Source organism: Streptomyces sp. NPDC001668, assembly GCF_042893155.1.
GTDB lineage: Bacteria > Actinomycetota > Actinomycetes > Streptomycetales > Streptomycetaceae > Streptomyces.
Genome location: NZ_JBIAUQ010000002.1, coordinates 121,026 through 145,868 on the forward strand (window position 1 = coordinate 121,026; position 24,843 = coordinate 145,868).

A 24,843-nucleotide genomic window follows, 5' to 3' on the forward strand; every position below is an offset into this window, starting at 1 on the left:
GTAGGGACAGTCAGACTCGCGCGGCCCTCCTGGCCTCCTCGCGCAGCCGATGTCCCGCTCTCGGCGGACCTGCTCAGGACGCCGGCGCGCCTCCGCCGAGCGACGTACGCCGCCAGGTGGGAGCTCGGTCCTTGTCCACCAGGGCGGCACGGACGCCCTCCAGGAAGTCCGGCGTACGGATGGTCGTGCGCGTCAGGGCGAGTTCGGCGTCGAGACACTCACGCAAAGTGCGCTGCCTGCCCCGGGCCAGCAAGGCGTGGGTGATCTCCAGGCTCTGCGGCGAGGCGGCCTCCAGGGCGCCCAACGCGGCTGCCGCCCAAGGGGTGTCGAGGTGACGCAGGCGTTTCTCGATCTCGCCGAGGGTCGGCGCGCCGAAAGCCCAGTCCACGTCGCCGCGTGCCTGCGCCAGTCCGCTCTCCGCCACCGGGGAACGGCCGGCGAGGCGGTTCAGTACGGCCTCCACCGGCTCATCGGGGCTGTCGGCCAGGGCATCCCCCACCGTGCCCAGCAGATCCGCGGGAACGAAGTGCGTGGCCAGCCCCGTGTACAGGGCGTCGGCCGCGTCGATCCGCTGCCCGGTCAGTCCCAGGTACATGCCGATCGCGCCGGGCAGCCGCGGCAGAAAGTAGCTGGCCCCGATGTCCGGGAAGAACCCGATCCCGGTCTCGGGCATGGCCAGCACCGCGCGTTCGGTGACGACGCGGAAGCCACCGTGGACGGACAGCCCCAGACCGCCGCCCATGCACAGGCCGTCGATGAGCGACACGACCGGCACGGGATACTCGGCGATCCGGGCGTTGAGCCGGTACTCGGAGGCGAAGAACCGCTCACTGGCCTCGGCATCGCCCGCGAGGCTGTGCTCGCGGATCGTACGAATGTCACCGCCGGCGCAGAACGCCTTCGTGCTGGTGCTGGCGAACACCACGGCGGACAGCGGGGCGTGCTCCCACGCGGTGAGCACACGGTCGATGGCGCTGACCATGCCTGTGGTGAGGGCGTTGAGCGCCTTGGGCCGGTTCAACAGGATGCGGCCGACGCCCCGGTGGACGTCGGTGAGGATCCCGACCGCAGCGGCATCAGGCATGAGTGACCGTCACCTTGTCGTCCCCGGGGACCTGGTTGTCGTAAGCCATCACATTCCTCACTCGACGGGTGTCAGGCGTAGATCTGCGTACGGAGAACCCGGATCTCGCCCACGGCGGGTACGACGGGGTCGCCTGCGCCGGATGCGGACGCGAGCGCATGCCCGGCCACGGGAGGCGTGAGGGGGAACCCCCGCCCCTGTGCTCCTCGCGGGCGTGAAGGGTGGGCACCCCAAGATCCTCGCACAGGGCTCGAAGCGCCCTCGACGAGCCTGTCGGCGGCCGGACGAACGCGGCTGCCGCCACCTGCGGTCGGTACCGGTTCCATCTGAGTTTACTTTTCCATACTCAGCCAGTAGCGTCATGACCCAGCACATCGACCCGGCTGCCGTCGGCGGAATCAGGCACGGCATCCGCCTGAGAAGGAGCACCACCATGGGAGTAAGCCCCGAGGCACAAGCGTTCGCGGAGTTCCTCGCGAGTGTGAGCGCGAAGTCGTCGACACCGGGCCTCGACCTGGCCGTCATCCGTGACATCGTCGACTCGAACCACAAGGCGTCGACCGAGCCGGAAGGCGTCACCTACGCCGAAGTGGACGCGGGCGGCGTCCCCGCGCTCTGGGCCATCCCCGAGGGTGCCGATCCCGACCGCGCCCTGCTCCACTTCCACTTCGGCGGGTCCGTCGCCGCCTCCATGCACTCGGACCGCAAGGCTGCGGGCCACATCGCGAAGGCGGCCGGCGCCCGCTCCCTGGTCGTGGACTTCCGCCTGGCGCCCGAACACCCCTATCCGGCGCAGCTCGACGACGCCGAGACCGCCTACCGGTGGCTGCTGGCGCAGGGCTACGAACCGCAGAACATCGGCAGCACCGGCCACTCGATCGGCGGCACCCTCGCGGTGATGCTGCCGCTGCGCCTGCTCGCCAAGGGCGAGGCCACGCCCGGCGCGATCGTCAGCGTCTCCCCCTGGACCGACCTCACGCTCCGGAACCCGGCAGTGGACGCCAACGAGACGAACGACAAGATGCTCAGCCGGTCCACGCTGGAGCTCTTCCGGGGCGCCTGGCTGCAGGACCCCGCCGTGGACTTCACCGACCCGCAAATCAGCCTGGTGCACGCCGACCTGACCGGCCTGCCGCCCACGATCGTCTACTACGGCGAGTACGAGACCCTCGCCGACGACGGCGCCCAGCTCGGCCGCCGCCTCGCGGACTTCAAGGTCACCACCGAGACCCACGCGATGCCCGAAGGGCAGCACTCATTCATCCTCGGCGCCGGACGCGTACCCGAGGTGGACCAGGCCATCGGGCAGATGGGCCAGTGGCTGCGCCAGCACCTCGGCGCGTGAGCGAGACCCGCGCCTGACGTCCGGTCTGCCCGCCACGCCGGCCTCATGTCCGGTCTGCCTGCCAGCCGCAGCACCGCCGGGATGCCGGTGACCGGTGGACCGGTGGACCCGTCACCGGCATCCCGCTCGACCAAGACGACCGGCCGTGCGGTACTTGTGTCCGACACCGTTCCGCACACCACCACACCACCACACCACCACACCACCACCACACCACCGTCCCGATGCCACAAAGGAGTGCGCGATGGGAACGTACGAGGATGTCTTCCGCGCCAGTACCGAGGACCCGGAGCGCTTCTGGCTGAAGGCGGCGGAAGGCATCGACTGGGATGTCGCTCCGCACCGCGCCCTGGACTCCTCGGGCGCGCCCTTCTACCGCTGGTTTCCCGACGGGCGGCTCAACGTCTGCTTCAACGCGCTCGACCGTCATGTCGCGGCCGGCCGGGGCGAACAGCCGGCGCTCGTATACGACTCACCCGTGACCGACACCCGGCGCACCTACACCTACGCGCAGCTGCGCGACGAGGTGGCGGCCTTCGCCGGAGCACTGGCGGGACTGGGCGTGGGGCACGGCGACCGAGTGGTGATCTACATGCCGATGGTCCCCGAGGCCGTCGTCGCGATGCTGGCCTGCGCACGGATCGGGGCGGTGCACTCGGTCGTCTTCGGCGGGTTCGCCCCGCGCGAACTCGCCCTGCGCATCGACGACGCGGCCCCCAAGGTCGTGGTCTCCGCCTCCTGCGGCATCGAGGGCAAGCGTGTGATCGCGTACAAGCCCCTACTGGACCGGGCGATCGAACTCGCGGCCCACAAGCCGGAGAAGAGCGTGATCCTGCAACGCCCGCAGGAGCGCGCCGAGTTGGGCCCCGACGATCTCGACTGGGCGGATCTGGTGGCCGCCGCGTCCCCGGCCGACTGCGTTCCCGTCCCCGCCACCGACCCCCTCTACATCCTCTACACCTCCGGAACGACCGGAAAACCCAAGGGAGTCGTCCGCGACTGCGGCGGCTACGCGGTCGCCCTGCACTGGTCGATGGGCGCCGTCTACGACGTGGGCCCGGGCGAGACCATGTTCACCGCCTCCGACGTCGGCTGGGTCGTCGGGCACTCGTACATCGCCTACGGGCCCCTGCTGGCCGGCGCCACGACCATCCTGTACGAGGGCAAACCGGTCGGCACACCGGACGCCGGCCAGTTCTGGCGCGTGGCCGCCGAGCACCGGGCCAAGACCATGTTCACGGCACCCACCGCCTTCCGCGCCATCCGCAAGGAGGACCCGAAAGGAACACTCACCGCCGGCTACGACCTGACCGGCCTGCGCTACCTCTTCCTCGCCGGCGAACGCCTCGACCCCGAGACCTACCACTGGGCGAGCGCTCTCCTGGGCATCCCGGTGATCGACCACTGGTGGCAGACCGAGACCGGCTGGCCCATCGTCGCCAACCCGGTCGGCATCGAGGCAGCACCCCTCAAACCCGGCTCCCCCACCCGCCCGCTCCCGGGCTGGGACGTCCGTGTCCTCGACCCCTCGGGTGAGCCCGTGCCCGCGGGCACCGACGGCGCGATTGTCGTGAAGCTCCCCCTGCCGCCCGGCGCGTTGCCCACTCTCTGGAACGACGACGACCGCTACGTCGCCTCCTACCTCTCCGCCTACGACGGCTACTACCTCACCGGCGACAGCGGCCACATCGACGACGACGGCTACGTCTTCGTCATGGGCCGCACCGACGACGTCATCAACGTCGCCGGACACCGGCTGTCCACCGGCAGCATGGAGGAGGCCCTGGCCGCCCATCCCGATGTCGCCGAGTGCGCCGTCATCGGCGTGGCCGACCCGCTCAAGGGCCAGATCCCGCGCGGCTTCGTCGTCCTGAAAGCCGGCACCGGTCGCGACGCGGCCGAGGTCGAGGCCGAACTCGTCCAGCTCGTACGCGAGCGCATCGGCGCCGTCGCCTCCCTCAAGGACGTCGCCGTCGTGGCAGCCCTGCCCAAGACCCGCTCGGGAAAGATCCTGCGCAAGACGATGCGCGGCATCGCCGACGGCCACGACGAACCCATCCCCTCCACGGTGGACGACCCCGGCGTCATCGAAACCCTGCGCCCGGTCCTCCGCCGCGCCGGTCACACGCCGTGAGCGGCCCCAGTACATGAACCACGGGAGCATGTTCCACGCGGGCCGGGGGTGGGGGTCGATCACCTCGCGGACCCCGTCCGCGTCGGCCTCCTGTCATCCTGACCCGGCTCTCGACGAAGGGCAGGACACGGACCTCTACAGAAGGCTCGGAGCCAGCTCGCGTGCTGACCACCGGACAGCCCGTCCGCCTCCGGACCACCACCGACGACGTCCGCGTGCTTCAGCGCTCTGCGGCGCGGTCGAGGGAGTCCGGCATCGCCGCACATGCCGCCCTCGAGTTGACGCGCACGCGCTTTCCCGGGCAGGAGTGGTCTGGAGCCGCCGCGTTACGTCTCGACGACGGCGAGATCCTGACGAGCACCGCCCCGGTCGCGCCGAACAGCGCCGTGAACCTGTGCCATGAGACCGGTGCCATCTGTGAAGCCTTCAAGCGAGGGCGACGTGTGGCGGCGTCTGTGTGCGTGACCGCCGCCGATGGCGGTCGCGGGTATTGGATCCTGGCGCCTTGCGGTGTCTGCCAGGAAAGGCTTTTCGCCTACGGCCCTGACGTGGCGATCTCTGCGCGGACGATGTCTGGCCCTTGGGGTCCGATAGTTCGGAATCCCCGACTTGACCCGTTTCTGCAAGCAGCCACTCCCGTGGGGGAAGGATTCTGCTGCAACCTGGTGTCCTGCGCGAGGCATTGACGGTGACGTCACGCTTTCGGGACGAGTTCTTCGAGTGCCTGCCCGCGCGGGGGAACGTGGACGTGCCCCGACTGCGGCAGGTGCCGGCCAGTCTGCCGATGTCGCGGGCCGCCGACGGCCGCCTGGTCCTGGAGGTCGACGTCAGCAGCTGCCTCCGTCCCGACGCCCCGACCAGCTCGGACCGCCTGTCCTGCCACGTCTACGGTCGCAGCGGACCCTCCTCGGCCAGTTCATCCCCGGCCGGACGTACTCCTTCGTCACCGCCCTGGAATCGGGCCGGACCTCCCGGTGCCAGCTCCATGACACCGCCCGTCCCGGACCCGAGGACGACGTCGCCGCCACCCAAGTCCGCCGCGTGGTCGAGGACCTGGATCGAGATGGGCCGCCGGCCCTCTCGCAGGTCAATATGGCTTCCTCGTCCCGCCGGCGCGGCAGAAGTCGGGGCCCTCCAATTGACGGTGGCCCGCAGGCGTCAGTGGCCAGGCCGACGCGAACGCATCTGCCACTGGGTCACCGCACCGAAGGCCAGAACGTTGGCTCGGCGGGTGGTGAAGCGCGAGGTCAGGGTCATCACCCAGTTGATGGTGCCGGAGACGACGCTCGGCGGCGGGTTGCGCCGGTCCAGCGTGCGCAGTGCGGTGGTGACCACCTGGCTCGGGGTCTGCAGCCGGACACCGCGGGCCATGTCATCGGAGCCGGACGCGTCGAAGAACTCGGTGCGGGTCGGGCCCGGAGAGAGGGCGAGCACGCGCAGGCCGGTCCCTCGCGATTCCTGCCACAGCGCCTCGGTGAAGCTCAGCACGAAGGCCTTGGTCGCCCCGTAGACGGCGGCGTTCGGCCACGGCTGGTACCCCAGGGAGCTGGCAACGTTGACCAGGACACCGGTCAGCTGGTCGATGAACGCCCTGGTGACGTCGACCAGGCTGGCCACGTTCAGGCCGATCTCCTGCTGGACGCGTGCCGGGTCCTCCTCGCGGAACGGGCTGTGGGTCCCGAATCCTGCGTTGTTGACGAGGCTGGTCACGGTGATCCCGCGCCGGGCCACCTCCTGGGCCAGCGCTTGGCCCGCGGCCGGCGCGGTGAGGTCGAAGGGCACCGCCGTGGCCTTGATCCGGTACTTCTCCGACAGTTCGTCGGCCAGGGCCTGAAGCCGGTCCGCGCGCCGGGCGACCAGCACGAGGTTGGAACCGCGCTCGGCCAACTGGCGGGCGAACTCCGCGCCGAGGCCCGAGCTCGCGCCGGTGATCAATGTGGTCTGGGTGCGGTAGTCGATCTTGTTCATGGCGGTCGGGGGACGCGGTGCCCTTGCGGGGACCTCCTCCCCTTCTCCTTTCCATCCTTGCGACGGCCTGTGACCGTCATCGGGTGCTCATCTGTCGCCGAGGCGGGTTCGGAGCCCGCCTCGGCGATGGTCGTGGCGCTTGACGTGTCCCTAATGACCTACTGACGACCTAGGCGCCCCATGCCCGCACCTCGGCCGCGCGGTCGCCTTCGCAGCACTCACGGCTTCACCCTACGCACATCCTTGCACTGAGTGCAAGTAGATGCATCGTGCGAGACGCCGTACCATCGGTGCATGACTCGGAAACCGGCCCCCATCCGGGAACAGACCCGCTCCGTGGTGCGATCACTGCTGGCCCGCACGGCCATCGAGCTGTTCGGCGCCAAGGGCTTCGACAACACGACTCTTGACGAGGTCGCCGCCGCCGCGGGCGTCTCCCGGCGGACCCTGTTCAACTACTTCCGCAACAAGGAGGACCTCGCGCTCAGCGGCCTGGACGAACAGGGCGAGCTGATCGCCGCGCGCCTCGCCGAGCGCCCGGCCGACGAGGACGCCTGGACGGCCCTGCGCGCGGCGTTCCAGGTGCTGGAGGAGATCGACATACCGGCGGAAGGGCGCCTGGAGTTCATTACGCTGCTGTTCGGCAACGACTCCCTGCGCGCCGGACACGCCGAGAAGCAGGCCCGCTGGCAAGACCTGTTCGCACCGCTGATCGAGCCGCGACTGCCCGACTCCGACCGCCGCACCCTGCAAGCCCGCGCGATCGCGGCCGCGGCGATCGTCTGCATGCAGGCAGCCAACGAGGAATGGGTACGCCTGGGCGGCCAGGCCGACATGGTCGACCTCTACGACACCGCCGTACAGGCCATCCGTCGCCCCACCTGAAACCGGCCGCATCCCTCTCCGCCACGCCCAGCGGCGTAGCGGCCAGGCCCGAGCCGCCCGACCGTGCCCAGCAAGACCGACAGCCGGCCCCGTGAGCCGCGAAGCCTGGGGGCGGCTCTGGGCGGCCGGCCGCAGCGGCGGCCGAGCTCAAAGAGAATCCGGGCCGACTGGCCACACCTCGACGCCACCGCACGCCACGTTCGCGACTTCGCCGACATCATGCGCGATCTACCGGGGGACTGCCCTGGGGCTACGGACCGCGTCCTCGCAGACGACCTGCCCGCTGTGCGGCCCTGGTCAACGGCATGAAGAGGGCTTGAACGCGGTCGCAGTCGGCCTGTCCACGCAGTGGAGTTCTGGCCGTGCTGTCATTTTGATGGCGGGTTGGGGCCCGCCCCGGTAAGTTAGCGATCTTCGGGCGGTGCTGACTCCCGGAGTCCTCGAAGGCGAACGTTCATGATGAACCTCGACCGATCCTGCGCCCGACTTCGCCTCGATGCCGCAATGGACGGCCTGGCAGTCACCTTCCGTGGGATGACCGCCCATCCCGACGAGCACAACTGCGACTGCCACTGGGGCAGCGCGGAAGATCTTGCCCAGCTCAAGATGGCGGACACGGAGCTGGACGCCGACCTCCTGCGGCGCACATGGGAGGCCGTCGACTGGAGCGATCACGCGTCCGTCCTCCGCAGGATTCTGCCCCAGTTCGCCACCTCCCTCGTCAACGGGCTCATCGAGCCCCTCTTCGGCATGGAAAAGGTTGGACGCTCCTTCGCATTCGGCCACTGGCAGCAGTGGCCTGCCGAGCAGGCCGCGGCAGTCGAGGAATTCCTGAACGCCTGGTGGGCGCACACGCTCACCGATCCGGATCCCGCCGTACCCGCGTACGAGGTCCTCATACTGAGCGCCGAGGCATCAGGCACGCTGAGCCCGTGGCTCCGCACCTGGGAAGCACTGACCGGTCCCGCGGCCGACCAGCACTTGGCCGAGGCGGCGACACAATGGGAGTACGACCTGCTCGGTGACCAACTGCCCTGGAACGCCTGGGAGAACGGCGAAGAGATGCGCACCGAGCTGACTGAATGGCTGGTCCGCCATGCTCCAACCCGGCTACGTGCCATCGGCGTATCCGAAGAACTGCTGCACCGGATACGGCTGCTCGGGGTCACCGGTCCTGACCGTTGGGAGGACCCGCACTGGCCCGGCCACCGCTACTGATCCACGGAACGCGCGAGGCCCCGGACTGCGGAGAACCGGTCTGCGGAGAAGCAGTCGGCGACCGTTGACCGCCGCCCTGGCGGCTCTCCGCCTGGCGTTGCCGCCGCCAGGGCAGGCCGGGCGCCGGCCGACCACCTTGGCGTACCTTTCACTTCGCTTCCCCGGACATCCCGGATGACGAGCCACCACGCTGAAGGTCCGTGAGCTCGTAGGAACGGGTCGATCACGGTGGCTCAACGCGGCCAGCCTGTCAGCGATGACACCATGTTCTGAAGCCGACTCAGGTCGCCTCTGAGGGTCACGCCTGCGAGGACGGCACCGGGAAGAGCATGCAGCTACTGGTGGCATGGGCGAGCAGCCGGTCCGTACCGTCGACCAACTGCGCCTGGGCGAGGGCTGTTTGACGTCCCTTGCTGACAACCGTGCCGATCGCCCGCACCGTGCCCGTGTCGACGGTGATCCGCCGGAGGAACTTCACCGTCAGGTCCAACGAGGTGTACGCCATGCCTACCGGCAGGGTGGACTGAACGGCGCACCCCGCGGCCGAGTCGAGCAGGGTGGCGAAGATGCCGCCATGCACGCTGCCGATCGGGTTGTAGTGCTCCTCCCCCGGCGTCAGCGAGAAGACCGCCCTGCCGGGTTCCACCTCGTCCAGGGCGAAGTCGACGGAGTAGTTGATGGGCGGCGCGGGCAGTCGCCCATCCTGCAGCTCGCGCAGGAAGTCGATGCCGGCCATGCGCCCGGCGGCTTCCGCCAGGATCGCGGGATCTTCCCATTGATACGTACGTGTTCGTCCCACGACCGAGCACCTTCCGTCTGACTTTTGGAAATGAAGCTAGTTGCGAGCTCACCTGACTGTCAATGACGAAGCCAGGCCCCTACGATGACGGGATGGAGTGGCTTGAGGCGAGCACGGAGAACTGCCCCGTCCAGCGCACGCTCGACGTGGTCGGAGAGAAATGGACGCTGCTGATCCTGCGTGACGCCGTCAACGGAGTCCGCCGCTTCGACGACTTCCACCGCCACATCGGCCTGTCGGAAGCCGTCCTCAGTGACCGCCTCCGCAAACTGGTCTCGTCCGGTGTCCTGAAGACCGTCCCCTACCAGGAAGCGGGCAGCCGCTCCCGCAACGAGTACCGGCTGACCCGCAAGGGCTGGGACCTGTGGCCCGTCCTGATGGCGCTGAGCCAGTGGGGCGAGGCGTACGCCCTCGGCTCCGAGGGCCCCGTTCTGGACGTTCGCCACACCGACTGCGACGCTCCGCTCCGCGTCGTCGTCCAGTGCTCCGCGGACCACTCCGCCCTCACCCCCGGGGAAGTCACCGCCCGGCTGGGGCCCGGCGCGCGCCGCCGTCCGGAGCCATCGGACAGGACTTGCGGGACAGGGTGATCGAATCACCTCCGATTATAACATTACGTACATCAGGCCATAGCTTGGGCTTGGCATGGGGCAACAGCCTCACGGGGCGAATGGAGGAAGCTCGTGGTGCGCTACACTAAGGAGCACAAGCAGGTGACCCGGCAACGGATCATCGAGAAGGCCGGCCGGCGATTCAAGCAGGACGGCATAGACGGCTCGGGCATCTCCACGCTGATGTCGGATGCCGGGCTCACCAACGGAGCCTTCTACGCGCACTTCGCCTCCAAGGACGACCTCGTCGCCCACGTCGTGGCCGACCAACTGCGGACGCAGATCGCCGCGTACGGCACACTGCGGCCCGGCCGCGCCGGGCTCGAGGACCTCATCCGCGAGTACCTGTCGCCTGCGCACCGGGACCACCCGGATACCGGATGCCCCTCCGCCGCCCTGCTCGACGAGATCGGCCGCTGCGAGGACGGGACCAAGCAGGCCTACACCGTCGGCGCGCGGGACATCCTGGACGAGATCGCCGCCCGCCTGACACCCGAGGATCCGAAGGCCGCTCGCGGTCAGGCCATCGGGCTCTACACCATGATGGTGGGCACGCTGCAGCTGTCCCGCGCCCTCTCCGACCGGAAGTTCTCCGACGAGATCCTTGAGCAGGGCGTCAAGAACGGCCTCGCCTTCATCCGCTGAGGTGCGCCGCCGGGGCTTCGCCGACGAGCTACACGCGCGTCACGCATGGCGACCCCGGGCACCGACCCGGTCACCGCTGGACCTGCGGCCAGCAACTCCGACTGCGGTTCGGCTATGCCCACGACCGCCCCCGCCGACGGAGACGTCGCGTCCGCCGTCGTCGACCTGGAGCGACCGTGGCCTCCGTCGGTACCCAGAAACGCGCCGGGCGGGTTGACCCCGGGTGTGGACATACGGGCATGTACTGGCTGTACCGACAGGCAGACAGGCAGACAGGCGGACAGGCGGACAGGGGCCACACAGGGTGCGGTGCCGATCCCGTCGCAACCCCGGCAGGCGACGGCATCACCGACCGCCTTCCACCCGACGATCCCTCCTCGGCCCGCACCACACCAGCTCAGACGCCCACACCAACTCAGTCCCGATGGCGAAGGTCCTGCTTGCCACCCACCGGTCGCCACGATAGGATTACGAACGTACTTTGTACGCATCGGCGAAGTGCCGGACCCCGAGGTGGGCGCGGACGATGTCCTGGTGGGGTCCAGGCCGCGGGCGTCAACCCGCTCGACCACATGACCCGGGACGGGGAGATGAAGGCGATCCTGCCGTACAAGGTCCCGTTCGTCCTGGGCAACGACCTGGCCGGAGTGGTGATCGAAATGGGGTCGGCCGTCACGCGGTTCACGGTGGGCGAAGAGGTCTTCGCGCGGCCCGACAAGAACCGGATCGGTACGTTCGCCGAACTCATCGCGGTGCACCAGGACGACGTGGCGATCAAACCGGCCACGCTGACCACGACGAGCACAGCCGACGTCGACCTCGTGAAGGGCCTGGGCACGGACGTCGTCGTCGACTACAAGAAGCAGGCGTTCGAGACGGTGCTGCACGACTACGACGTCGCGCTGGACTCGTTCGGCGGCGATACGCTTCTGAAGTCCCTGGACGTGCTCAAACCCGACGGAAAGGTCATCAGTGCCGCGGATCCCTCCGACGCCGCACTCGCCAGGGAGCTGGGATTCGATCCCGTCATCCGGCTGGTGATGTCGGCGCTGACCTTCCGCATCCGACGAGCCGCCCGGCGCCGCAACGTGACGTCCTCCTTCCTGTTCATGAGGGCCGGCGGCGACCAGCTGCGCGAGCTCACCCTTCTCGTCGAAGCCGGCAAGGCCCGTCCCGTCGTCGACACGGTCTTCCCGTTCGAGGCGACCCGGGAAGCACTGGAGTACCTCGAAGCGGGCCACGCGACGGCCGGCAAGGTCGTCGGCGAGATGACGTGAGGGAACAGCCCTGTCAGCCCGTCAGGGCCCTCCGTACACCAGAGCGAGCAGGACACCGACAGCGTCCGCGGCATGAAAAGCACCCTGAAACCCCTTACAGAAGGATCTGGTCATGAGCACACCGCGGAACTCCCCCTCCCCCTCGACGGCGTCGTACAAGGACGCGGCGACCCGCTCCGTGTCCGTTCGCGGCGACGACTTCGCCTACCGGGAGCTCGGCGCCGAGGACGGCGTACCGCTCGTCCTCCTGGTTCACCTGGCCGGTGTGCTGGACAACTGGGACCCGCGCATCGTCGACGGACTCGCCGCACGGCGTCGGGTCATCACCTTCGACAACCGCGGAGTGGGCGGATCGAGCGGCTCCACACCCGACACCATCGAGGCGATGGCCCGTGACGGCGTGCTGTTCATCCGGGCTCTCGGGTTCGACCAGGTCGATCTGTTCGGCCTGTCGATGGGCGGTTTCGTCGCGCAGGTCATCGCGGCGGAGGAGCCGGACCTCGTCCGCAAGGTCATCCTCGCCGGCACCGGCCCCGCCGGGGGCCCCGGCATCGACAAGGTCCCGGCACTCACCGTCCAGGCCACGCTCAAGGGCGCCCTGACCCGTCAGGACCCCAAACTCTCCCTCTTCTTCACCGACACCGCACACGGCCGCCAGGCCGGACGTGACTTCCTGGAACGGCTGAAAGAGCGCACACACGACCGCGACAAGGACATCTCACTGCCCTCGCTCCGCGCCCAGTTGAAGGCCGTCAAGCGGTGGGGCCGCCAGGCGCCGTCGGACCTGTCCGTCATTCGCCAACCGGCCCTGGTGGCGAACGGCGACAACGACCGGATGGTACCCAGCCCGAACACCCTCGACCTCGCCGCCCGACTGCCCCACAGCGAACTCATCCCCCTCTACCCGGATGCCGGGCACGGAGGCGTCTTCCAGTGCCACGACGACTTCGTGCCCCGGGCCCTTGAGTTTCTCGAGTCCTGAACCTGAGCGGCTGTCACGGGGAGCCGCGCCTCCCGGGCCGAGACTCGGCCGACAAGATCGAGGACCGCCGGCCAGACGCCGGCGCCCTCGAGTTCTTCACCCGGGCCCAGCGTGAAGGGTTCCTCGGCCCGGACCAGGTCCGGCAGAACGCGGACGCACTGGCCGTGCTCGTCGTCGACACGTTTCTGCGCGGGGTGGGACCCCGCGGCTGAGCCGCCCGGTCCGCGGCCCCCGTCCCGTCTTGCCCTCCGCCGCTCTCCGTACGATCGTGGACAGTGCCCCCACACAAGGCAGAAGGGCCAGGTGCGCCATGCATCGCACCGGCGGGCCGCCCGGCCGACGCGCACGGCAGCCGGACAAGGCCCACCCCGTCGAGTCCGTGACCATAGCGGTGACGGACGGGGACGCGCGTGTGGCCTATTGGAGCCGCGAGGCCCAGGAGCTTCTGGGATACACCTCTGCGGAGATCATCGGCCGGCCCCTGGACGATCTGCTCTCCGCCGACGGTTCGACACTGCGGCATCGCGACGGCAGTCTGCTGGACATCAAGGCCCACCTGAGCCCGTTGCTCGGCGCCACACCACAGCAGCACTTCCTCGTGACGACCGTTCCGTCACCGGGGACGGGCAAGCTGCAGGATCTCATGTGGTGGATGCTGGAGCAGCAGTCCCTGTCTCTGACGATCTACGACCCTGACGGGCGGCTGCTGTGGGCCAACGAGGCTGCACGGCGGGCGGTGGGCTTCGGTCAGAGCGAAGTCTTCGGCCGGCGTCTGACCGAATTCCTCCCGGGAGCCGCCTTCGAAGAGGCGGAGCGCAGGATCCTCAGGGTCGGCGAGACCGGCGAGCCGGAATACACCGAATTGTTCGTCGCACTCCCGCTTGAACCCCGGGCACACGCCTGGGCCGTGGACGTCTTCCCCCTCAAGGACGCGCACGGCCGGGTGCACGCGGTGGGCATGGTGGCCAACGACTACTCCGAGCAGCACCACAGCCGCGAACGCATGGCCCTGCTCAGCGAGGCCAGGACCCGCATCGGCGCGAGCCTGGACGTGGCGGGAACCGCCCAGGAACTCGTGGACGTGACCGTGGAGGTGTCCCACTTCGCCGACTTCGTCAGCGTCGACCTGGTGGAGGACGTTTTTCGTGGTGCCCTGCCCGGGCCGGCTGCCGGAACGGGACCTGTCCCGCTGCGGCGGGCCGCGCAGGGCGGCACGTGCCCTCTCCCACCCGACACCGCTGTTCGCGTCGGCACGATCCACACCCCTCCGCAGTCGTCTCCCCTCGTCCGCTGTCAGGTCACCGGCCGCACGGTGCTGGGCCACATACAGGACCCCGACATCGTGCGCTGGCTTGCCGAGGACCCTGTCCAGGTGGCGTACATCCGCGCGGTCGGAACGCACTCCCTGCTCGCGGTGCCCGTGCGGGCCCACGGCGTGATCCTCGGAGCCGCCCTCTTCCTCCGGCACGCGACCTCTCCCGACCCTTTCGGCCCCGATGACCAGACCGTCATCGAGGACCTGGTGGCCAAGGTCGCCGTCTGTCTGGACAACGCCCGTCGTTTCACCCACGAGCGTGGCATCGCGCTGGCTCTCCAGCGGTCCCTGCTGCCCCGGAGACCGACGCTCCACCCTGCGGTGGAGACGGCATCCCGTTATGTTCCCGCGGGCGGCAACGCGGGGGTGGGCGGCGACTGGTTCGACGTGATCCCGCTCCCGGGTGCGCGTGTCGGGCTCGTCGTCGGCGACGTCGTAGGGCATGGCATCAATGCGTCGGCCACCATGGGCCGCCTGCGCACAGCGGTGCGCACCCTCGCCGACATCGACCTGGCACCCGACGAGCTCCTCACCCACCTCGACGACATCGTGACCCATTCCGGGCTCCCCCAGGACGTCGATGACGCGGACGACGCCGCGGCGTCGCAGATCCCGGGTGATGTCGGCGCCACCTGCCTGTACGCCGTCTACGACCCCGTGTCCCGGACGTGCTCGCTGGCCCGCGCCGGCCACCCGCCCCCGATCCTGGTCGGACCGGACACAGCGGCGCATGTCGTGGACCTGCCGGCCGGGCCTCCTCTCGGTCTGGGCAGCCTGCCCTTCGAGGCGGCGGAGTTCACGATGCCCGAGGACAGCGTGCTGGCCCTGTTCACCGACGGCCTCATCGAAAGCCGCCATCACGACCTCGACGAAGGCAACCGCAGCCTGTGCCAGGCACTCGCCAGGCCAGAACCCTCGCTCGAAGTCTTGTGCGACACAGTCCTGGACGCCCAACACCCCGCGGCCGACGGCGACGACGTCGCCCTGCTGCTCATCCGCGCCCGGGCCCTCGGTCCGGAGAGCCTGGCTTCGTGGGACCTGCCCAGTGATCCCGCGATCGTGGCCGAGGCACGCAAGCGCGCCGGCGACCGTCTCGCCGAATGGGGGCTCGAGGAGGCCTCGTTCGTCACGGAACTCGTCGTCAGCGAGTTGGTCACCAACGCCATCCGGTACGGCACCGGCCCGATCCGGCTGCGCCTGATCAAGGACCGGACCCTCACGTGCGAGGTGTCCGACGGCAGCAGCACCAGCCCCCACCTGCGCAGGGCCCGGCTGAGCGACGAGGGCGGCCGCGGGCTGCTGCTGGTCGCCCAGCTCACCGAGCGGTGGGGCACTCGCCATACGCCTGCGGGCAAGACCATATGGGCGGAACAGGTCCTCCACACCGCCTGAGCGGAAGCCTGCCCTGACCTCATCCGGAGGACGGACCAGTCGGCACCAGTCGGCACCCGCTGTGCGGACCTCTCCCCCGCTAGATCCCCACGTACACCGGGTAATCGATCTCGGTACCGGACATCAGGTCGAAGGCACGCTCGACCAGTTCGTCCGAACCGACGGCCACCCGCACATCGCCCGACCGCACCGCGTCGGTCACCTGGGTACCGCCGAAAATCAGTTTGAGATAGGTCCGCGTACGGCAGTGGACCTCAAGGTCGGGGCGGACGGGTGACGGGCCGCTCCTCGTCCACATCCGGCCGTCGACGATCTCGACATGGAACGTGTCCCTGCCCACATGCAGTTCGTAGATCTCCTTGAGCCCTGCGAGCTTGTCCGGCGTGACGACACTCGACACACTCAGGGCGATGAGGTCCGCCCTGGTCGTCGCCGTATCGATCTCCGGAGACGGCGGAAGCCCCAGACCCCACCGGCCGAGCGCGATGAGCGGCTCGCGGAGGCCCTCGCCCCGCTCGGTGAGCTCGTACACCGCCACACCGGCGGGCGGCGGAAGCGTGCTCCGGCGAACGACGTCGGAGGCCTCCAGACTGCGAAGCCGCGCGGTCAGACGATTCGGCCCGAGAGCGGGGAGCGTGTCGGCGAGATCCTTGAACCGCTTGGGCCCGAGCAGCAGCTCGCGCACGATCAGCACGGTCCACCGCTCGCCGAGGATGTCCATGGAACGGGCCAGCGGGCACATCTGGCCGTATGTTCTCGCAGTCGACATGCCTCTACTGTATGGCTCGGCAACTTTCCGCTATACGGCTTGTACACCACCCATCGCCACGTCGGTGCCGGTGAGAGTGTGTCCGAGAAGCGCGTGTCATGCCTGCTGCCCCGGGGTGTTCGGGAGGCTTTTGGCAGGAACGTTGGCCAGGCGCAGCTGGCCGCGGGCGATGAGTTTGCCGCTGTCGGCGCTGATGACGGCCACCTGCCACAGCTGCTGGCTGCGCCCCTGCTGGATCGCTTCGGCCAGCACCTCCACCGTCCCGGCCGTGATCGGCCGGAGGAAATCCGTGCTGTTGGCCACCCCTACGGCGACCTGGTCACGATCGGCTACCGCGGCGGACGCGCCGACGGTGGCGGCGGACTCCACGGCGCTGGTGTAGACCCCGCCGTGCACCACTCCCCAGGGGGTGTGGTGCTCAGGGCCCAGCTGTATCTCCCCCCGCACACGTGTGCCCGTGACCTCGGTGAAGGTCAGGCCGACGGCTTCCACGAACGCGGAGAGGGGTGCGTCGTCGGGGCCGGTGGATGTTTCGATGCTGGGCGGTGTCACTTGGGCTCCTCTACTCGTTCGCCTGGTCGGGGTCGCCCTCGGTCGCCGCGGGCGTGGGACCTCCGAGGAGGCCGTGCGCGCCGTACCAGACGGGGCCGATGTTGAGCCGGTCGGGATGGCGGGCGGTGATTTCGTCGAAGAACTGCTGCGGGGTGGGCTTCTCGGCGAGCAGCCGCTGCGCGTCGCGCAGGTACTGCCGGGTCTCGTCGATGATCGCCGGGTCGTCGGGCAGGTCACGGTGCGAGAGCACGACGGCGGGGACGGCGGCGTCGCGGGCGAGGTTCGTCGGCCGGTACACGTCCGCGTCGAGCGCGATGCCGTCGCTCCGCACGGTGACCTTCCGCCGGCCGACGCCCGCGGGCATGACCAGCGGCGGATAGACCTTGTCAGCCATCGTTCGCCTCTTCCAGGACCGATCCGGTGGACCAGATGTCGGCGAGCCGGTCCTTGTCCGTGGCGGCCGAGTGGATGCCGACCACACGCCAGCCCTTGTCGGACCTGGCCACGCTGAACTGCACCGCCCAGCGCTCGATCTCGCTCTCGTCGGCACGGCGCCGCGACCAGATCACCTCGATCGCGGCACCGACGGTGTTGTAGACGAACACCCGCCGGTCGGGCACCACGGTGTGGCTGTATCCCGCCTCCCGCAGCGGCGCCTGGTTCTTCTCCAGGAAGGCGAGCACGCTCGCGTCGTCGAGGCACCAGAACGACTGCTCCAGCGCCGTGACATGCAAGGGGGTGCCCCAGTAGTCGAGAACGAACTCGGGCCCCTCGCCGGACGTGCCCGCGGCCGCGGCGGCCCACCGTGGCAGGTAGTCCTTGAAGAACCAGTCCGTCACCTCGGCGCGAGTGGCCGCGCTTGCGTTTCCAGCCATGTGGGCGGATCCCTTTCGGAAAGGAAGGACTTCAGCAGCCGGTCGGTGCGCGGTCGGGGCGATCGGGGCGAGAAGACCGCGCCACGCGCGCCGTTGAGGGAGGCCCTGACGCCGGCTCGGGTGGGCTGGCATGAGCTGCACGGGGCCCGGGCCGGGATCTTCCGCGTCAGTGACGCGCGTGCCGATGGGTGAGCGACAGCGCGTCCCGGGCCGGTGCCGCGGACTACGGTGTGACTCCTTCGCCATCACCAGGAACGCCAGCAGCGACTATAAGAACTGTATAGCAGTACGGCGGCAAGCCGCGCAGACATTCGTCCGCGCCCTGGACTACAGGTCAGGAACGACGAGACCGAGCGCGGTGAACAACTCGGCGAGCTTGCCGTCCAGCTCCGCGCCGACATCGGCGATCTCCGGATCGGCGAAACTGGAGAAGCGGGTGCTGGGCTGATCGACGGAGAACCACACCCGGCCGTCGCGGCTCTCATAGATGGCCGTACGCAGGGGCGCGTAGAGCATGACACCGGGATTGTGGCGATACATGCGCTCGGCGATGGTGTGGTTGCCCATGAGGTAGGTGGTGCAGCGGCGCGCGTGACCGGCCACCCGCATCAGCAGGTCGGCCTCACCACGCCAATACAGCAGGAAACCGTGCGGGGCCTGCTGGTCGGTGATCCGGCGGATCGTGGCTCAGTCGGTGCGGTCCGGGTCGAGGTCGCCGAAGTGGTCCGGATTGAAGGAAGGGACCGCCTGTTCGTAGCACTGACGGAATTCCTCGAACTGCCGGTCGACCGCGACTTCGAGCCGACGCACCTCGTGGGCGACTACGCGTGTCTGACCGGTCATTTGTCGTCTCCCCCCATGACGGATCCGGAGGGTGACCACTCGTCGGTGTCGATCATCGAGTAGCCGTCGTCGCGCTTGTCGAGTCGTTGCATCCGGCGGCCCTCGAACCGTGCGAGCGTTTCACTGTCCAGCGGCGGGACGAACGCGTTGTCGACCACCGTGTACTCGGCCGCCAGCCGACCGATCGGCGCGACAGCACCGGTGTCGATCCGCCCATGGGGAAGGTAGAGGTCATCGCGGATGTAGAACTGCGCGACCCGCCCCACCACGAGGTGGTTGAGCCCGTCCGGCGAGGGCACGATCATTTCCACCACGCACTCGAACGCGATCGGCGCGCCTTCGATACGAGGTGGCTTCACGACGGAACTGGGCACCTTCTTCAGCCCCACCATGTCGAACTCGTCCTCGTCGGGCTCGAATTCGCGCGAGCTGAGATGCAGCGGAAGCGCCTGCGGCAGCGTGGCCAGGTGGGTCACGAATTCACCGGTGTCGCGCATGTTCACGAAGCTGTCCTTGAGCGTGACACCGTCGGACCGGGGCTGGATGGACAGCGAGACCATGGGTGGCTTGCGACCGACCACGGTGAAGAACGAGATCGGCGCCAGATTTCCGACCCCGTCGGCCGACAGCGTGCTGACCCATGCGATGGGCCGCGGAATGACGCTGCCGATCAGCAACTTGTACGCTTCCGCGGCCGTGAGGTTCTCGGCGTCGATGTGCATTCAGTGATCCCTTCAGCGGCCGGGCCGGCTGAACAGCACCGGCCCCGTTGCCATCAGTGCGGTAGATCGAGCGGTCCATCTGTCGCCGTGCGCGGGCTTCTGGGCTGCGCCGCCCCGCTGGACCGGGAGCAGCCTTCAGGACTCGCGAAGGAGAGACCGGCGCGGGGAGAAGAGGCGCAGTCCTTCGAGTGACTCGCGTCATCCTCGAAGGACGCTAGCAGCCACTATATGAAATGTATAGCGATAGAGAAGAGGTGCACACGCCCGGCCGACCGCCGCCGAAGCCCGGGCGGGATCAGGCCGGATCGACGAATATGTCGAGCGCGAGTTCCCCCTCGAACCCGGCAGGGCTGTAGACGGACAGGTCGGTGACGCCTTCGTCCGCCAGGACCTCGTCGTCGATGAACAGGTTGGCGGTGCACTTGCGCGCGTCACGTGTGAGCACGGCGTACGCGGCGTCAGCCATGATCTGCGGACTGCGGGCCTGCCCGGCGCCGCCGACCACGTTGCGTACGGCGGCTGTGTCGATCAGGGTCCGCGGCCACAGCGAGTTGGCGGCTATGCCGTCGGCGGCGAGCTCCTCGGCGAGCCCGATGGTGCACAGACTCATCCCGTACTTCGACAGCGTGTAACCGAGATGCCTGCCCACCCAGTGCGGCGCGAGGTTCAACGGCGGGGAGAGGGTGAGGATGTGCGGGTTGTCCGCCGCGCGCAGGTGCGGGATCGCGGCCTTGCTCAGCAGGAACGTGCCCCGCGTGTTGATGTCCTGCATCAGGTCGTAGCGCTTCATCTCCAGTTGTTCCGACGACGACAGGTCGATCGCGCTGGCGTTGTTCACCACGATGTCGATGCCCCCGAAGGCGGCGACCGCGGCGTTGACGGCGGTGCGTACATCGTCCTCGTTGCGGACGTCACCGACGACGGCCAGCCCCTTGCCGCCCGCGCGCTCGACCTCCTCCACCGCGGTGTGGACCGTGCCTTCGAGCTTCGGGTGCGGTACGGCGGTCTTGGCGAGCATCACCACGTTCGCGCCGTCGCGGGCCGCACGCAGCGCGATGGCGAGCCCGATGCCGCGGCTGCCTCCCGACATCAGAACGGTCTTGCCGGCCAGCGTCCGAGTCATGGTCGAACCTCCAAAATCGATTGGTTAACTAATCATAAGCGGTACGAATGATATGGTCCGCGCATGACTTCCACTCCCGCACGCCAGAGCGACCGGCTCTACCACGAGCTTCTCGCCCCCAAAGAGACCCAGTCGGTGCGCGCCGCCGTACGCCGGATCGCGGAGCACGAGGTGGCTCCGCACGCCGCGGCGATCGCGAACGGCGACGAGCGCACGGACGGCTTCCCCCGACAGGTGTTCGACGCGCTCGGATCGGCGGGGGTCTTCCGGATCCCCTTCCCCGGCGAGGTCGGCGGCGACGGCCTGACCCATCCGGCGACCGCCACCGCCGCGGCGATCGAGGAACTGGCCTACTACTCCAGCAGCGTCGCGGCCGTCTTCGACGTGCACTGCATCCTGGCGGGCAACGCGCTGCGCCAGGGCACCGAGGAGCAGCAGCAGCGCTGGCTGCCCCAGGTCGCACAGGGTTCGGTGGTCGGGGCGTTCGCCACCACCGAGCCGGACGCCTCCAGCGACCTGTCTCCGCAGGCCGTCCGGACCGAAGCCGTACGCACCGAGACCGGCTGGGTGCTGAACGGCCACAAGCGGTGGATCTCCAACTCGTCCGTGGCCGGGTTCGTGGTGGTTCTCGCCCGCACCGGCGAGCGGCTGAGCATGTTCATCGTCGACACAGCGCTTCCGGGCGTCCACGTCGGCCTCGCCGACCGCAAGATGGGCAACCGGGGCCAGCTCACCGCGGACATCCGCTTCACGGACGTACACCTGTCCGACGGCGACCTCCTCGGCGGCACCGAGGGACACGGACTGCGCCACGCGCTGTCCACACTGACGTACGGCCGCATCGGCATCGCGGCCGCCGGGGTGGGCATGGCACAGGCCGCTTTCGACCACACCGTGGCCCACCTGTCGACGCGACACGCCTTCGGCAAGCCGGTGGCCGCCAACCAGCACTGGCAGTTCCTGCTCGCCGAGCGGGCCACCGAGATCGACAACGCCCGTACCCTCGTCACCAAGGCCGCCCTGCGCCTGGACGCCGGCAACCCGTCCCCGGAGCCCGAGGCCGCGATGGCGAAGTACTACGCCACCAAGCTGTCGGTGGACATGGCGCGCGACGCCGTCCAGGCCTTCGGAGGCCTCGGCTTCGCACGCGAACTCGGTGCCGACGGCAGCCCGGGCCCCGTCGAGGCGATCTACCGGGACAGCAAGATCGGCGAGATCTACGAAGGCACCAACGAGATCCAGAAGTGGGTCATCGCCCGGCAGATCTTCGGCCGGGCCATCGTCGGCTGACGGCCCCGCGCGCCCCCAGCCTTCTCGTACGATGGACCCAGACGATACGTAGGGCTAACCATGGGTGGGGTAAACGATGTCCGAGGCTCCGCTGGTACCGGGGACCGTGGCCGAACACACCATCTGCCTGCTGGTCAAGCTCGGGCAGGTGGCGTTCAGGATCGCCGAAGAGGGCATCAGCGGTACCGGCCTGCGAGTGCGCCACTACAGCGTCTTGCAGGCCTTGGCCGACAACGGGGCCATGCCGCAGCTGGCACTCGGCTCGTTCCTGCGCATCGACCCGGCGACGATGGTGACCAGCCTCGACGACCTGGAGCGGGCCGGATACGCCGAGCGGACGCGCGATCCGCAGGACCGTCGTCGGTACGCCGTCGACATCACCGACGACGGGCGCAAGGTCCTTGCCGACCTCAACCGCACACTCGTCGGTCTGGACGGCGAAACACTCACCGACCTGGGCGCCACTGAACGGCACTCGCTTCACGCCCTGTTGAGCGGCCTCGCCGAGAGTCCCGCGCTCACCGCCATGTTCGACGGCCTGCGCGAGCAGAGCAGCGCGAGGAGGGCCTGACAGCAGCAGCGGGTCATCCGGTCCGCGGCGACGCGGCCCGAGGGCGACCGGATACAGTGCGCGAGAAGGCAGTCCGGTCAGAGAGGGCAGGCGTGACCGACACCAGCGACACCCGACCCGCGGACGGCGCGGAGCGAGCTCCGCGGCAGAGCCGACAGAGCCGACTGCTTCGCCTGATGCGCTACCTCCCCCTGATCGCCCCTGTCCTGCTGTGGGCCGTGCCGTGCTGGGTGCTCCTGTACAGCGGCCAGCAGTGGCCGCTGCCCGTCACGCTGATCTGCACCGCCCTGTTCGCCCTCGGCCTCGCCGGTATGCCGCTCGCCATGGTGCGCGGCCACGGCCGCCGTCAGCAGGACCGGGCGGCGATCGTCGGTGACACCCTGCTGGGGGCGAGCTGGGTCCTGTTCACCTGGTCCGTTCTGCTCGGCGTCTTCTTGCGGCTCGCCCTGACCGTGGCCGGGGTCGGCGAGGGCCAGGACCGGGCCCGCATCGTCGCCTGGGCCGTCCTCGGTGTGACCGCCGTACTGCTCGCCTGGGGTTACGCCGAGGCTCGCCGCGTGCCACGCGTGCGCCGACTCGAGGTGCGACTCCCCCGGCTGGGTGCCGGGTTGGACGGTATCCGCGTCGCCCTCATCACCGACACCCACTACGGCCCGCTCGACCGCGCCCGCTGGTCGGCACGGGTGTGCGAGACGGTGAACACCCTGGAAGCCGATCTGGTCTGCCACACCGGCGACATCGCGGACGGCACCGCCGAACGCCGGCGCGCCCAGGCCGCCCCCCTGGCAACCGTGCAGGCCACCCGGGCCCGTGTGTACGTCACCGGCAACCACGAGTACTACAGCGAGGCCCAGGGCTGGGTCGACCTGATGGACGAGCTGGGATGGGAGCCCTTGCGCAACCGCCATCTGCTGCTCGAACGCGGCGGCGACACCCTCGTGGTCGCCGGCGTGGACGACGTCACCGCCGAGTCCTCCGGTCTCGCAGGCCACCGCGCCCACCTCGCCGGGGCCCTGGACGGCGCTGACCCCGACCTGCCCGTCCTGCTCCTGGCGCACCAGCCCAAGTTCATCGACCGGGCGGCAGCCGCCGGCATCGACCTCCAACTGTCCGGGCACACCCACGGCGGCCAGATCTGGCCCTTCCACCACCTCGTCCGCCTCGACCAGCCCGCCCTCGCCGGCCTCACCCACCACGGCCCCCGCACCCTTCTCTACACCAGCCGCGGCACCGGTTTCTGGGGCCCGCCGTTCCGTGTCTTCGCCCCCAGCGAGATCACCCTGCTCGTGCTCCGCTCCCCGCACTCGCCGGCGTCGACGTAGCGGTCAACGGGTTGACATCTTGCGGCCCGTTCACCTCTCGAGCACGACGGCGAGGCCTTGGGCGACGCCGACGCCCTTGACGAGGAAACCGAGCTCCATCATGTGCGACTCGGTCGCGCTCTTGCCGCGCTCATCCGCGGGAGCCACTTCGCCCCGTACAGAACGCAGTGCCCATCGCGGCGCATTCTGCCCGGAGCCGGGTTCCACGAGCGCCTCGCCCGATGAGCCGCGAGCCCGCCCGCACTGTCCCGAGCCAAGGAAATGCCATGCCCGTTCTCACCCACTCCCTCGAGGGCGATGTCGCCACGATCGTCTTCGACAACCCCCCGCAGAACTGATTCGCACCCGAGTTCGCCGAGGAGCTCAGCGAAGCCGTCGACGCCATCACGCGCAGTTCGGCCCGCACCGTCGTCCTGCGGGCCGAGGGACCCGACTTCAGCTACGGTGGCGACTTCCGGCCCTGGGTCGACGCTGAACGCACCAGCCTGCGAGCCGACTTCGACCAGGACATGGCCGTGATCAACCGGTTCGAGCAGCTCCCCGTTCCGGTCGTGGCCGCGGTCCAGGGGCTGTGCTACGGCGGCGGGTTCGAACTGGTCCTGCGCGCCGACATCATCCTCGCCGGCGAGAGCGCCCGCTTCGGCCATACCGAACAGTCACTCGGCAACGTCACCCTCCTCGGCGGGATCTACCGCGTGGCCGAACGGGCCGGCCGGGCCCGCGCCTACGAATGGGCACTGGCCTCCGAGCAGGTACCCGCCTCGGTCATGCCCGAGGCCGGGGTCATCAACCGCGTCGTCCCCGACGACCAACTGCGCACCGAAGCCGAGACCTTCGCCCAAAAGATCGCCCAGGGCCCCACGCGGGCTCACGTCGTGCACAAGGCGTTGCTGCGCGCCCGGGCCACGGGCGGCATCCCGGCCGCCGACCAGCGGCTGTTCGACCTCGCCGTCCCGCTCTTCGAGACCGAGGACGTCAAGGGCCGCTGATCTTCGAGGGCCGCTGATCCCCCACTCCCCCACTCACCGCCAGCCAGAGGACACCACATGATCATCGACTCCGCGGACCTGGACGCGAAGTCCGCCTACAAGGTGCTCATCGGCAGTGTCATCCCCCGCCCC

Annotated in this window: 22 protein-coding genes and 3 pseudogenes; 14 read left to right on the top strand and 11 right to left on the bottom strand. The window is 69.3% G+C overall.

The genetic code is table 11. From position 1 onward, the window contains the following. Positions 1-73: 73 nt before the first annotated feature. Positions 74-1,084, bottom strand: coding sequence for an enoyl-CoA hydratase/isomerase family protein (locus ACFYZ8_RS06050; RefSeq protein WP_388531896.1), 1,011 nt, complete (start codon positions 1,082-1,084; stop codon positions 74-76). A 433-nt stretch (positions 1,085-1,517) separates the two neighbouring features. Here ACFYZ8_RS06050 and ACFYZ8_RS06055 point away from each other — a divergent pair, with 433 nt between their 5' ends. The 3 genes and pseudogenes from ACFYZ8_RS06055 to ACFYZ8_RS06065 all read left to right on the top strand — a co-directional run. Then, positions 1,518-2,429, top strand: a complete 912-nt coding sequence (locus tag ACFYZ8_RS06055; protein ID WP_388531894.1) for an alpha/beta hydrolase — start codon at positions 1,518-1,520, stop codon at positions 2,427-2,429. 244 nt (positions 2,430-2,673) lie between these two features. Then, entirely contained in the window at positions 2,674-4,563 is a 1,890-nt protein-coding gene (locus ACFYZ8_RS06060) for a propionyl-CoA synthetase (protein ID WP_388531892.1), read from the top strand. 652 nt (positions 4,564-5,215) lie between these two features. Further along, positions 5,216-5,635: pseudogene (locus ACFYZ8_RS06065) on the top strand (transposase); the annotation flags it as partial. 86 nt (positions 5,636-5,721) lie between these two features. On the opposite strand, the gene ACFYZ8_RS06070 reads toward ACFYZ8_RS06065, so the two are convergent. After that, the gene (locus ACFYZ8_RS06070) at positions 5,722-6,531 is read right to left on the bottom strand and encodes an SDR family NAD(P)-dependent oxidoreductase (RefSeq protein WP_388531890.1); all 810 of its coding nucleotides are present in this window, start codon (positions 6,529-6,531) and stop codon (positions 5,722-5,724) included. 294 nt (positions 6,532-6,825) lie between these two features. Between ACFYZ8_RS06070 and ACFYZ8_RS06075 the strand changes: the two genes are divergently transcribed. Together ACFYZ8_RS06075 and ACFYZ8_RS06080 are read left to right on the top strand one after the other, a co-directional pair. Beyond that, a complete protein-coding gene (locus tag ACFYZ8_RS06075; protein ID WP_388531889.1) occupies positions 6,826-7,416 on the top strand; it encodes a TetR family transcriptional regulator in 591 nt (196 codons plus the stop codon). A 534-nt stretch (positions 7,417-7,950) separates the two neighbouring features. After that, positions 7,951-8,634 carry a hypothetical protein gene (locus ACFYZ8_RS06080; RefSeq protein ID WP_388531887.1) on the top strand — a complete coding sequence of 228 codons (684 nt, stop codon included), beginning with the start codon at positions 7,951-7,953 and terminating at the stop codon, positions 8,632-8,634. Between the two features lie 298 nt (positions 8,635-8,932). Here ACFYZ8_RS06080 and ACFYZ8_RS06085 read toward each other — a convergent pair whose 3' ends face one another. Beyond that, positions 8,933-9,433, bottom strand: a complete 501-nt coding sequence (locus ACFYZ8_RS06085) for a PaaI family thioesterase (RefSeq protein ID WP_388531885.1) — start codon at positions 9,431-9,433, stop codon at positions 8,933-8,935. 92 nt (positions 9,434-9,525) lie between these two features. Between ACFYZ8_RS06085 and ACFYZ8_RS06090 the strand changes: the two genes are divergently transcribed. From ACFYZ8_RS06090 to ACFYZ8_RS06110, 5 genes and pseudogenes are all read left to right on the top strand, one after another. Continuing rightward, complete coding sequence (locus ACFYZ8_RS06090; protein WP_359038739.1) at positions 9,526-10,023, top strand: helix-turn-helix domain-containing protein; 498 nt, start codon at positions 9,526-9,528, stop codon at positions 10,021-10,023. A gap of 93 nt (positions 10,024-10,116) precedes the next feature. Then, positions 10,117-10,689: a TetR/AcrR family transcriptional regulator gene (locus ACFYZ8_RS06095; protein ID WP_359038737.1), complete on the top strand. Its 573-nt coding sequence runs from the start codon at positions 10,117-10,119 to the stop codon at positions 10,687-10,689. 462 nt (positions 10,690-11,151) lie between these two features. After that, positions 11,152-11,966 (top strand): annotated as a pseudogene (locus tag ACFYZ8_RS06100) (NADP-dependent oxidoreductase). A 112-nt stretch (positions 11,967-12,078) separates the two neighbouring features. Further along, entirely contained in the window at positions 12,079-12,948 is an 870-nt protein-coding gene (locus tag ACFYZ8_RS06105) for an alpha/beta fold hydrolase (protein ID WP_389049753.1), read from the top strand. A gap of 310 nt (positions 12,949-13,258) precedes the next feature. Further along, positions 13,259-15,655: a SpoIIE family protein phosphatase gene (locus ACFYZ8_RS06110; RefSeq protein ID WP_388531881.1), complete on the top strand. Its 2,397-nt coding sequence runs from the start codon at positions 13,259-13,261 to the stop codon at positions 15,653-15,655. Positions 15,656-15,734: 79 nt separating this feature from the next. Here ACFYZ8_RS06110 and ACFYZ8_RS06115 read toward each other — a convergent pair whose 3' ends face one another. The 8 genes from ACFYZ8_RS06115 to ACFYZ8_RS06150 all read right to left on the bottom strand — a co-directional run bounded on the left by ACFYZ8_RS06115 (position 15,735) and on the right by ACFYZ8_RS06150 (position 20,539). Further along, on the bottom strand, positions 15,735-16,424 hold the full coding sequence (locus ACFYZ8_RS06115; RefSeq protein ID WP_388531880.1) for a winged helix-turn-helix transcriptional regulator: 690 nt from the start codon (positions 16,422-16,424) through the stop codon (positions 15,735-15,737). A 96-nt stretch (positions 16,425-16,520) separates the two neighbouring features. Then, entirely contained in the window at positions 16,521-16,976 is a 456-nt protein-coding gene (locus ACFYZ8_RS06120; RefSeq protein ID WP_388531878.1) for a PaaI family thioesterase, read from the bottom strand. A gap of 10 nt (positions 16,977-16,986) precedes the next feature. Beyond that, positions 16,987-17,370 (bottom strand): hypothetical protein, encoded by a 384-nt coding sequence (locus ACFYZ8_RS06125; RefSeq protein WP_359038727.1) that lies wholly within the window; start codon positions 17,368-17,370, stop codon positions 16,987-16,989. Then, complete coding sequence (locus tag ACFYZ8_RS06130; RefSeq protein ID WP_359038725.1) at positions 17,363-17,851, bottom strand: hypothetical protein; 489 nt, start codon at positions 17,849-17,851, stop codon at positions 17,363-17,365. The genes ACFYZ8_RS06125 and ACFYZ8_RS06130 overlap by 8 nt, the downstream gene beginning before the upstream one ends. Before the next feature lie 327 nt (positions 17,852-18,178). Beyond that, positions 18,179-18,454: a DUF302 domain-containing protein gene (locus tag ACFYZ8_RS06135; protein ID WP_388531876.1), complete on the bottom strand. Its 276-nt coding sequence runs from the start codon at positions 18,452-18,454 to the stop codon at positions 18,179-18,181. An 84-nt stretch (positions 18,455-18,538) separates the two neighbouring features. Continuing rightward, complete coding sequence (locus tag ACFYZ8_RS06140) at positions 18,539-18,694, bottom strand: hypothetical protein (RefSeq protein WP_388531874.1); 156 nt, start codon at positions 18,692-18,694, stop codon at positions 18,539-18,541. After that, entirely contained in the window at positions 18,691-19,416 is a 726-nt protein-coding gene (locus tag ACFYZ8_RS06145; RefSeq protein ID WP_388531873.1) for a flavin reductase family protein, read from the bottom strand. The genes ACFYZ8_RS06140 and ACFYZ8_RS06145 overlap by 4 nt, the downstream gene beginning before the upstream one ends. 295 nt (positions 19,417-19,711) lie before the next feature. Continuing rightward, a complete protein-coding gene (locus ACFYZ8_RS06150; RefSeq protein ID WP_359038719.1) occupies positions 19,712-20,539 on the bottom strand; it encodes an NAD(P)-dependent oxidoreductase in 828 nt (275 codons plus the stop codon). 63 nt (positions 20,540-20,602) lie between these two features. Here ACFYZ8_RS06150 and ACFYZ8_RS06155 point away from each other — a divergent pair, with 63 nt between their 5' ends. From ACFYZ8_RS06155 to ACFYZ8_RS06170, 4 genes and pseudogenes are all read left to right on the top strand, one after another. Then, positions 20,603-21,829 carry an acyl-CoA dehydrogenase family protein gene (locus ACFYZ8_RS06155; protein ID WP_388531871.1) on the top strand — a complete coding sequence of 409 codons (1,227 nt, stop codon included), beginning with the start codon at positions 20,603-20,605 and terminating at the stop codon, positions 21,827-21,829. A 76-nt stretch (positions 21,830-21,905) separates the two neighbouring features. Then, a complete protein-coding gene (locus ACFYZ8_RS06160; protein ID WP_388531870.1) occupies positions 21,906-22,400 on the top strand; it encodes a MarR family winged helix-turn-helix transcriptional regulator in 495 nt (164 codons plus the stop codon). Positions 22,401-22,492: 92 nt separating this feature from the next. Next, positions 22,493-23,722 carry a metallophosphoesterase gene (locus ACFYZ8_RS06165; protein WP_388531868.1) on the top strand — a complete coding sequence of 410 codons (1,230 nt, stop codon included), beginning with the start codon at positions 22,493-22,495 and terminating at the stop codon, positions 23,720-23,722. A 353-nt stretch (positions 23,723-24,075) separates the two neighbouring features. Then, positions 24,076-24,711: pseudogene (locus ACFYZ8_RS06170) on the top strand (enoyl-CoA hydratase/isomerase family protein); the annotation flags it as partial. Positions 24,712-24,843 lie beyond the last annotated feature (132 nt).

What these genes read in the sequence shown, in the direction of transcription:
- ACFYZ8_RS06050 (WP_388531896.1), bottom strand. Translation starts at nt 1,084, where the DNA reads ATGCCTGATGCCGCTGCGGTCGGGATCCTCACCGACGTCCACCGGGGC.
- ACFYZ8_RS06055 (WP_388531894.1), top strand. Translation starts at nt 1,518, where the DNA reads ATGGGAGTAAGCCCCGAGGCACAAGCGTTCGCGGAGTTCCTCGCGAGT.
- ACFYZ8_RS06060 (WP_388531892.1), top strand. Translation starts at nt 2,674, where the DNA reads ATGGGAACGTACGAGGATGTCTTCCGCGCCAGTACCGAGGACCCGGAG.
- ACFYZ8_RS06070 (WP_388531890.1), bottom strand. Translation starts at nt 6,531, where the DNA reads ATGAACAAGATCGACTACCGCACCCAGACCACATTGATCACCGGCGCG.
- ACFYZ8_RS06075 (WP_388531889.1), top strand. Translation starts at nt 6,826, where the DNA reads ATGACTCGGAAACCGGCCCCCATCCGGGAACAGACCCGCTCCGTGGTG.
- ACFYZ8_RS06080 (WP_388531887.1), top strand. Translation starts at nt 7,951, where the DNA reads ATGACCGCCCATCCCGACGAGCACAACTGCGACTGCCACTGGGGCAGC.
- ACFYZ8_RS06090 (WP_359038739.1), top strand. Translation starts at nt 9,526, where the DNA reads ATGGAGTGGCTTGAGGCGAGCACGGAGAACTGCCCCGTCCAGCGCACG.
- ACFYZ8_RS06105 (WP_389049753.1), top strand. Translation starts at nt 12,079, where the DNA reads ATGAGCACACCGCGGAACTCCCCCTCCCCCTCGACGGCGTCGTACAAG.
- ACFYZ8_RS06110 (WP_388531881.1), top strand. Translation starts at nt 13,259, where the DNA reads ATGCATCGCACCGGCGGGCCGCCCGGCCGACGCGCACGGCAGCCGGAC.
- ACFYZ8_RS06115 (WP_388531880.1), bottom strand. Translation starts at nt 16,424, where the DNA reads ATGTCGACTGCGAGAACATACGGCCAGATGTGCCCGCTGGCCCGTTCC.
- ACFYZ8_RS06125 (WP_359038727.1), bottom strand. Translation starts at nt 17,370, where the DNA reads ATGGCTGACAAGGTCTATCCGCCGCTGGTCATGCCCGCGGGCGTCGGC.
- ACFYZ8_RS06130 (WP_359038725.1), bottom strand. Translation starts at nt 17,851, where the DNA reads ATGGCTGGAAACGCAAGCGCGGCCACTCGCGCCGAGGTGACGGACTGG.
- ACFYZ8_RS06140 (WP_388531874.1), bottom strand. Translation starts at nt 18,694, where the DNA reads ATGACCGGTCAGACACGCGTAGTCGCCCACGAGGTGCGTCGGCTCGAA.
- ACFYZ8_RS06145 (WP_388531873.1), bottom strand. Translation starts at nt 19,416, where the DNA reads ATGCACATCGACGCCGAGAACCTCACGGCCGCGGAAGCGTACAAGTTG.
- ACFYZ8_RS06150 (WP_359038719.1), bottom strand. Translation starts at nt 20,539, where the DNA reads ATGACTCGGACGCTGGCCGGCAAGACCGTTCTGATGTCGGGAGGCAGC.
- ACFYZ8_RS06155 (WP_388531871.1), top strand. Translation starts at nt 20,603, where the DNA reads ATGACTTCCACTCCCGCACGCCAGAGCGACCGGCTCTACCACGAGCTT.
- ACFYZ8_RS06160 (WP_388531870.1), top strand. Translation starts at nt 21,906, where the DNA reads ATGTCCGAGGCTCCGCTGGTACCGGGGACCGTGGCCGAACACACCATC.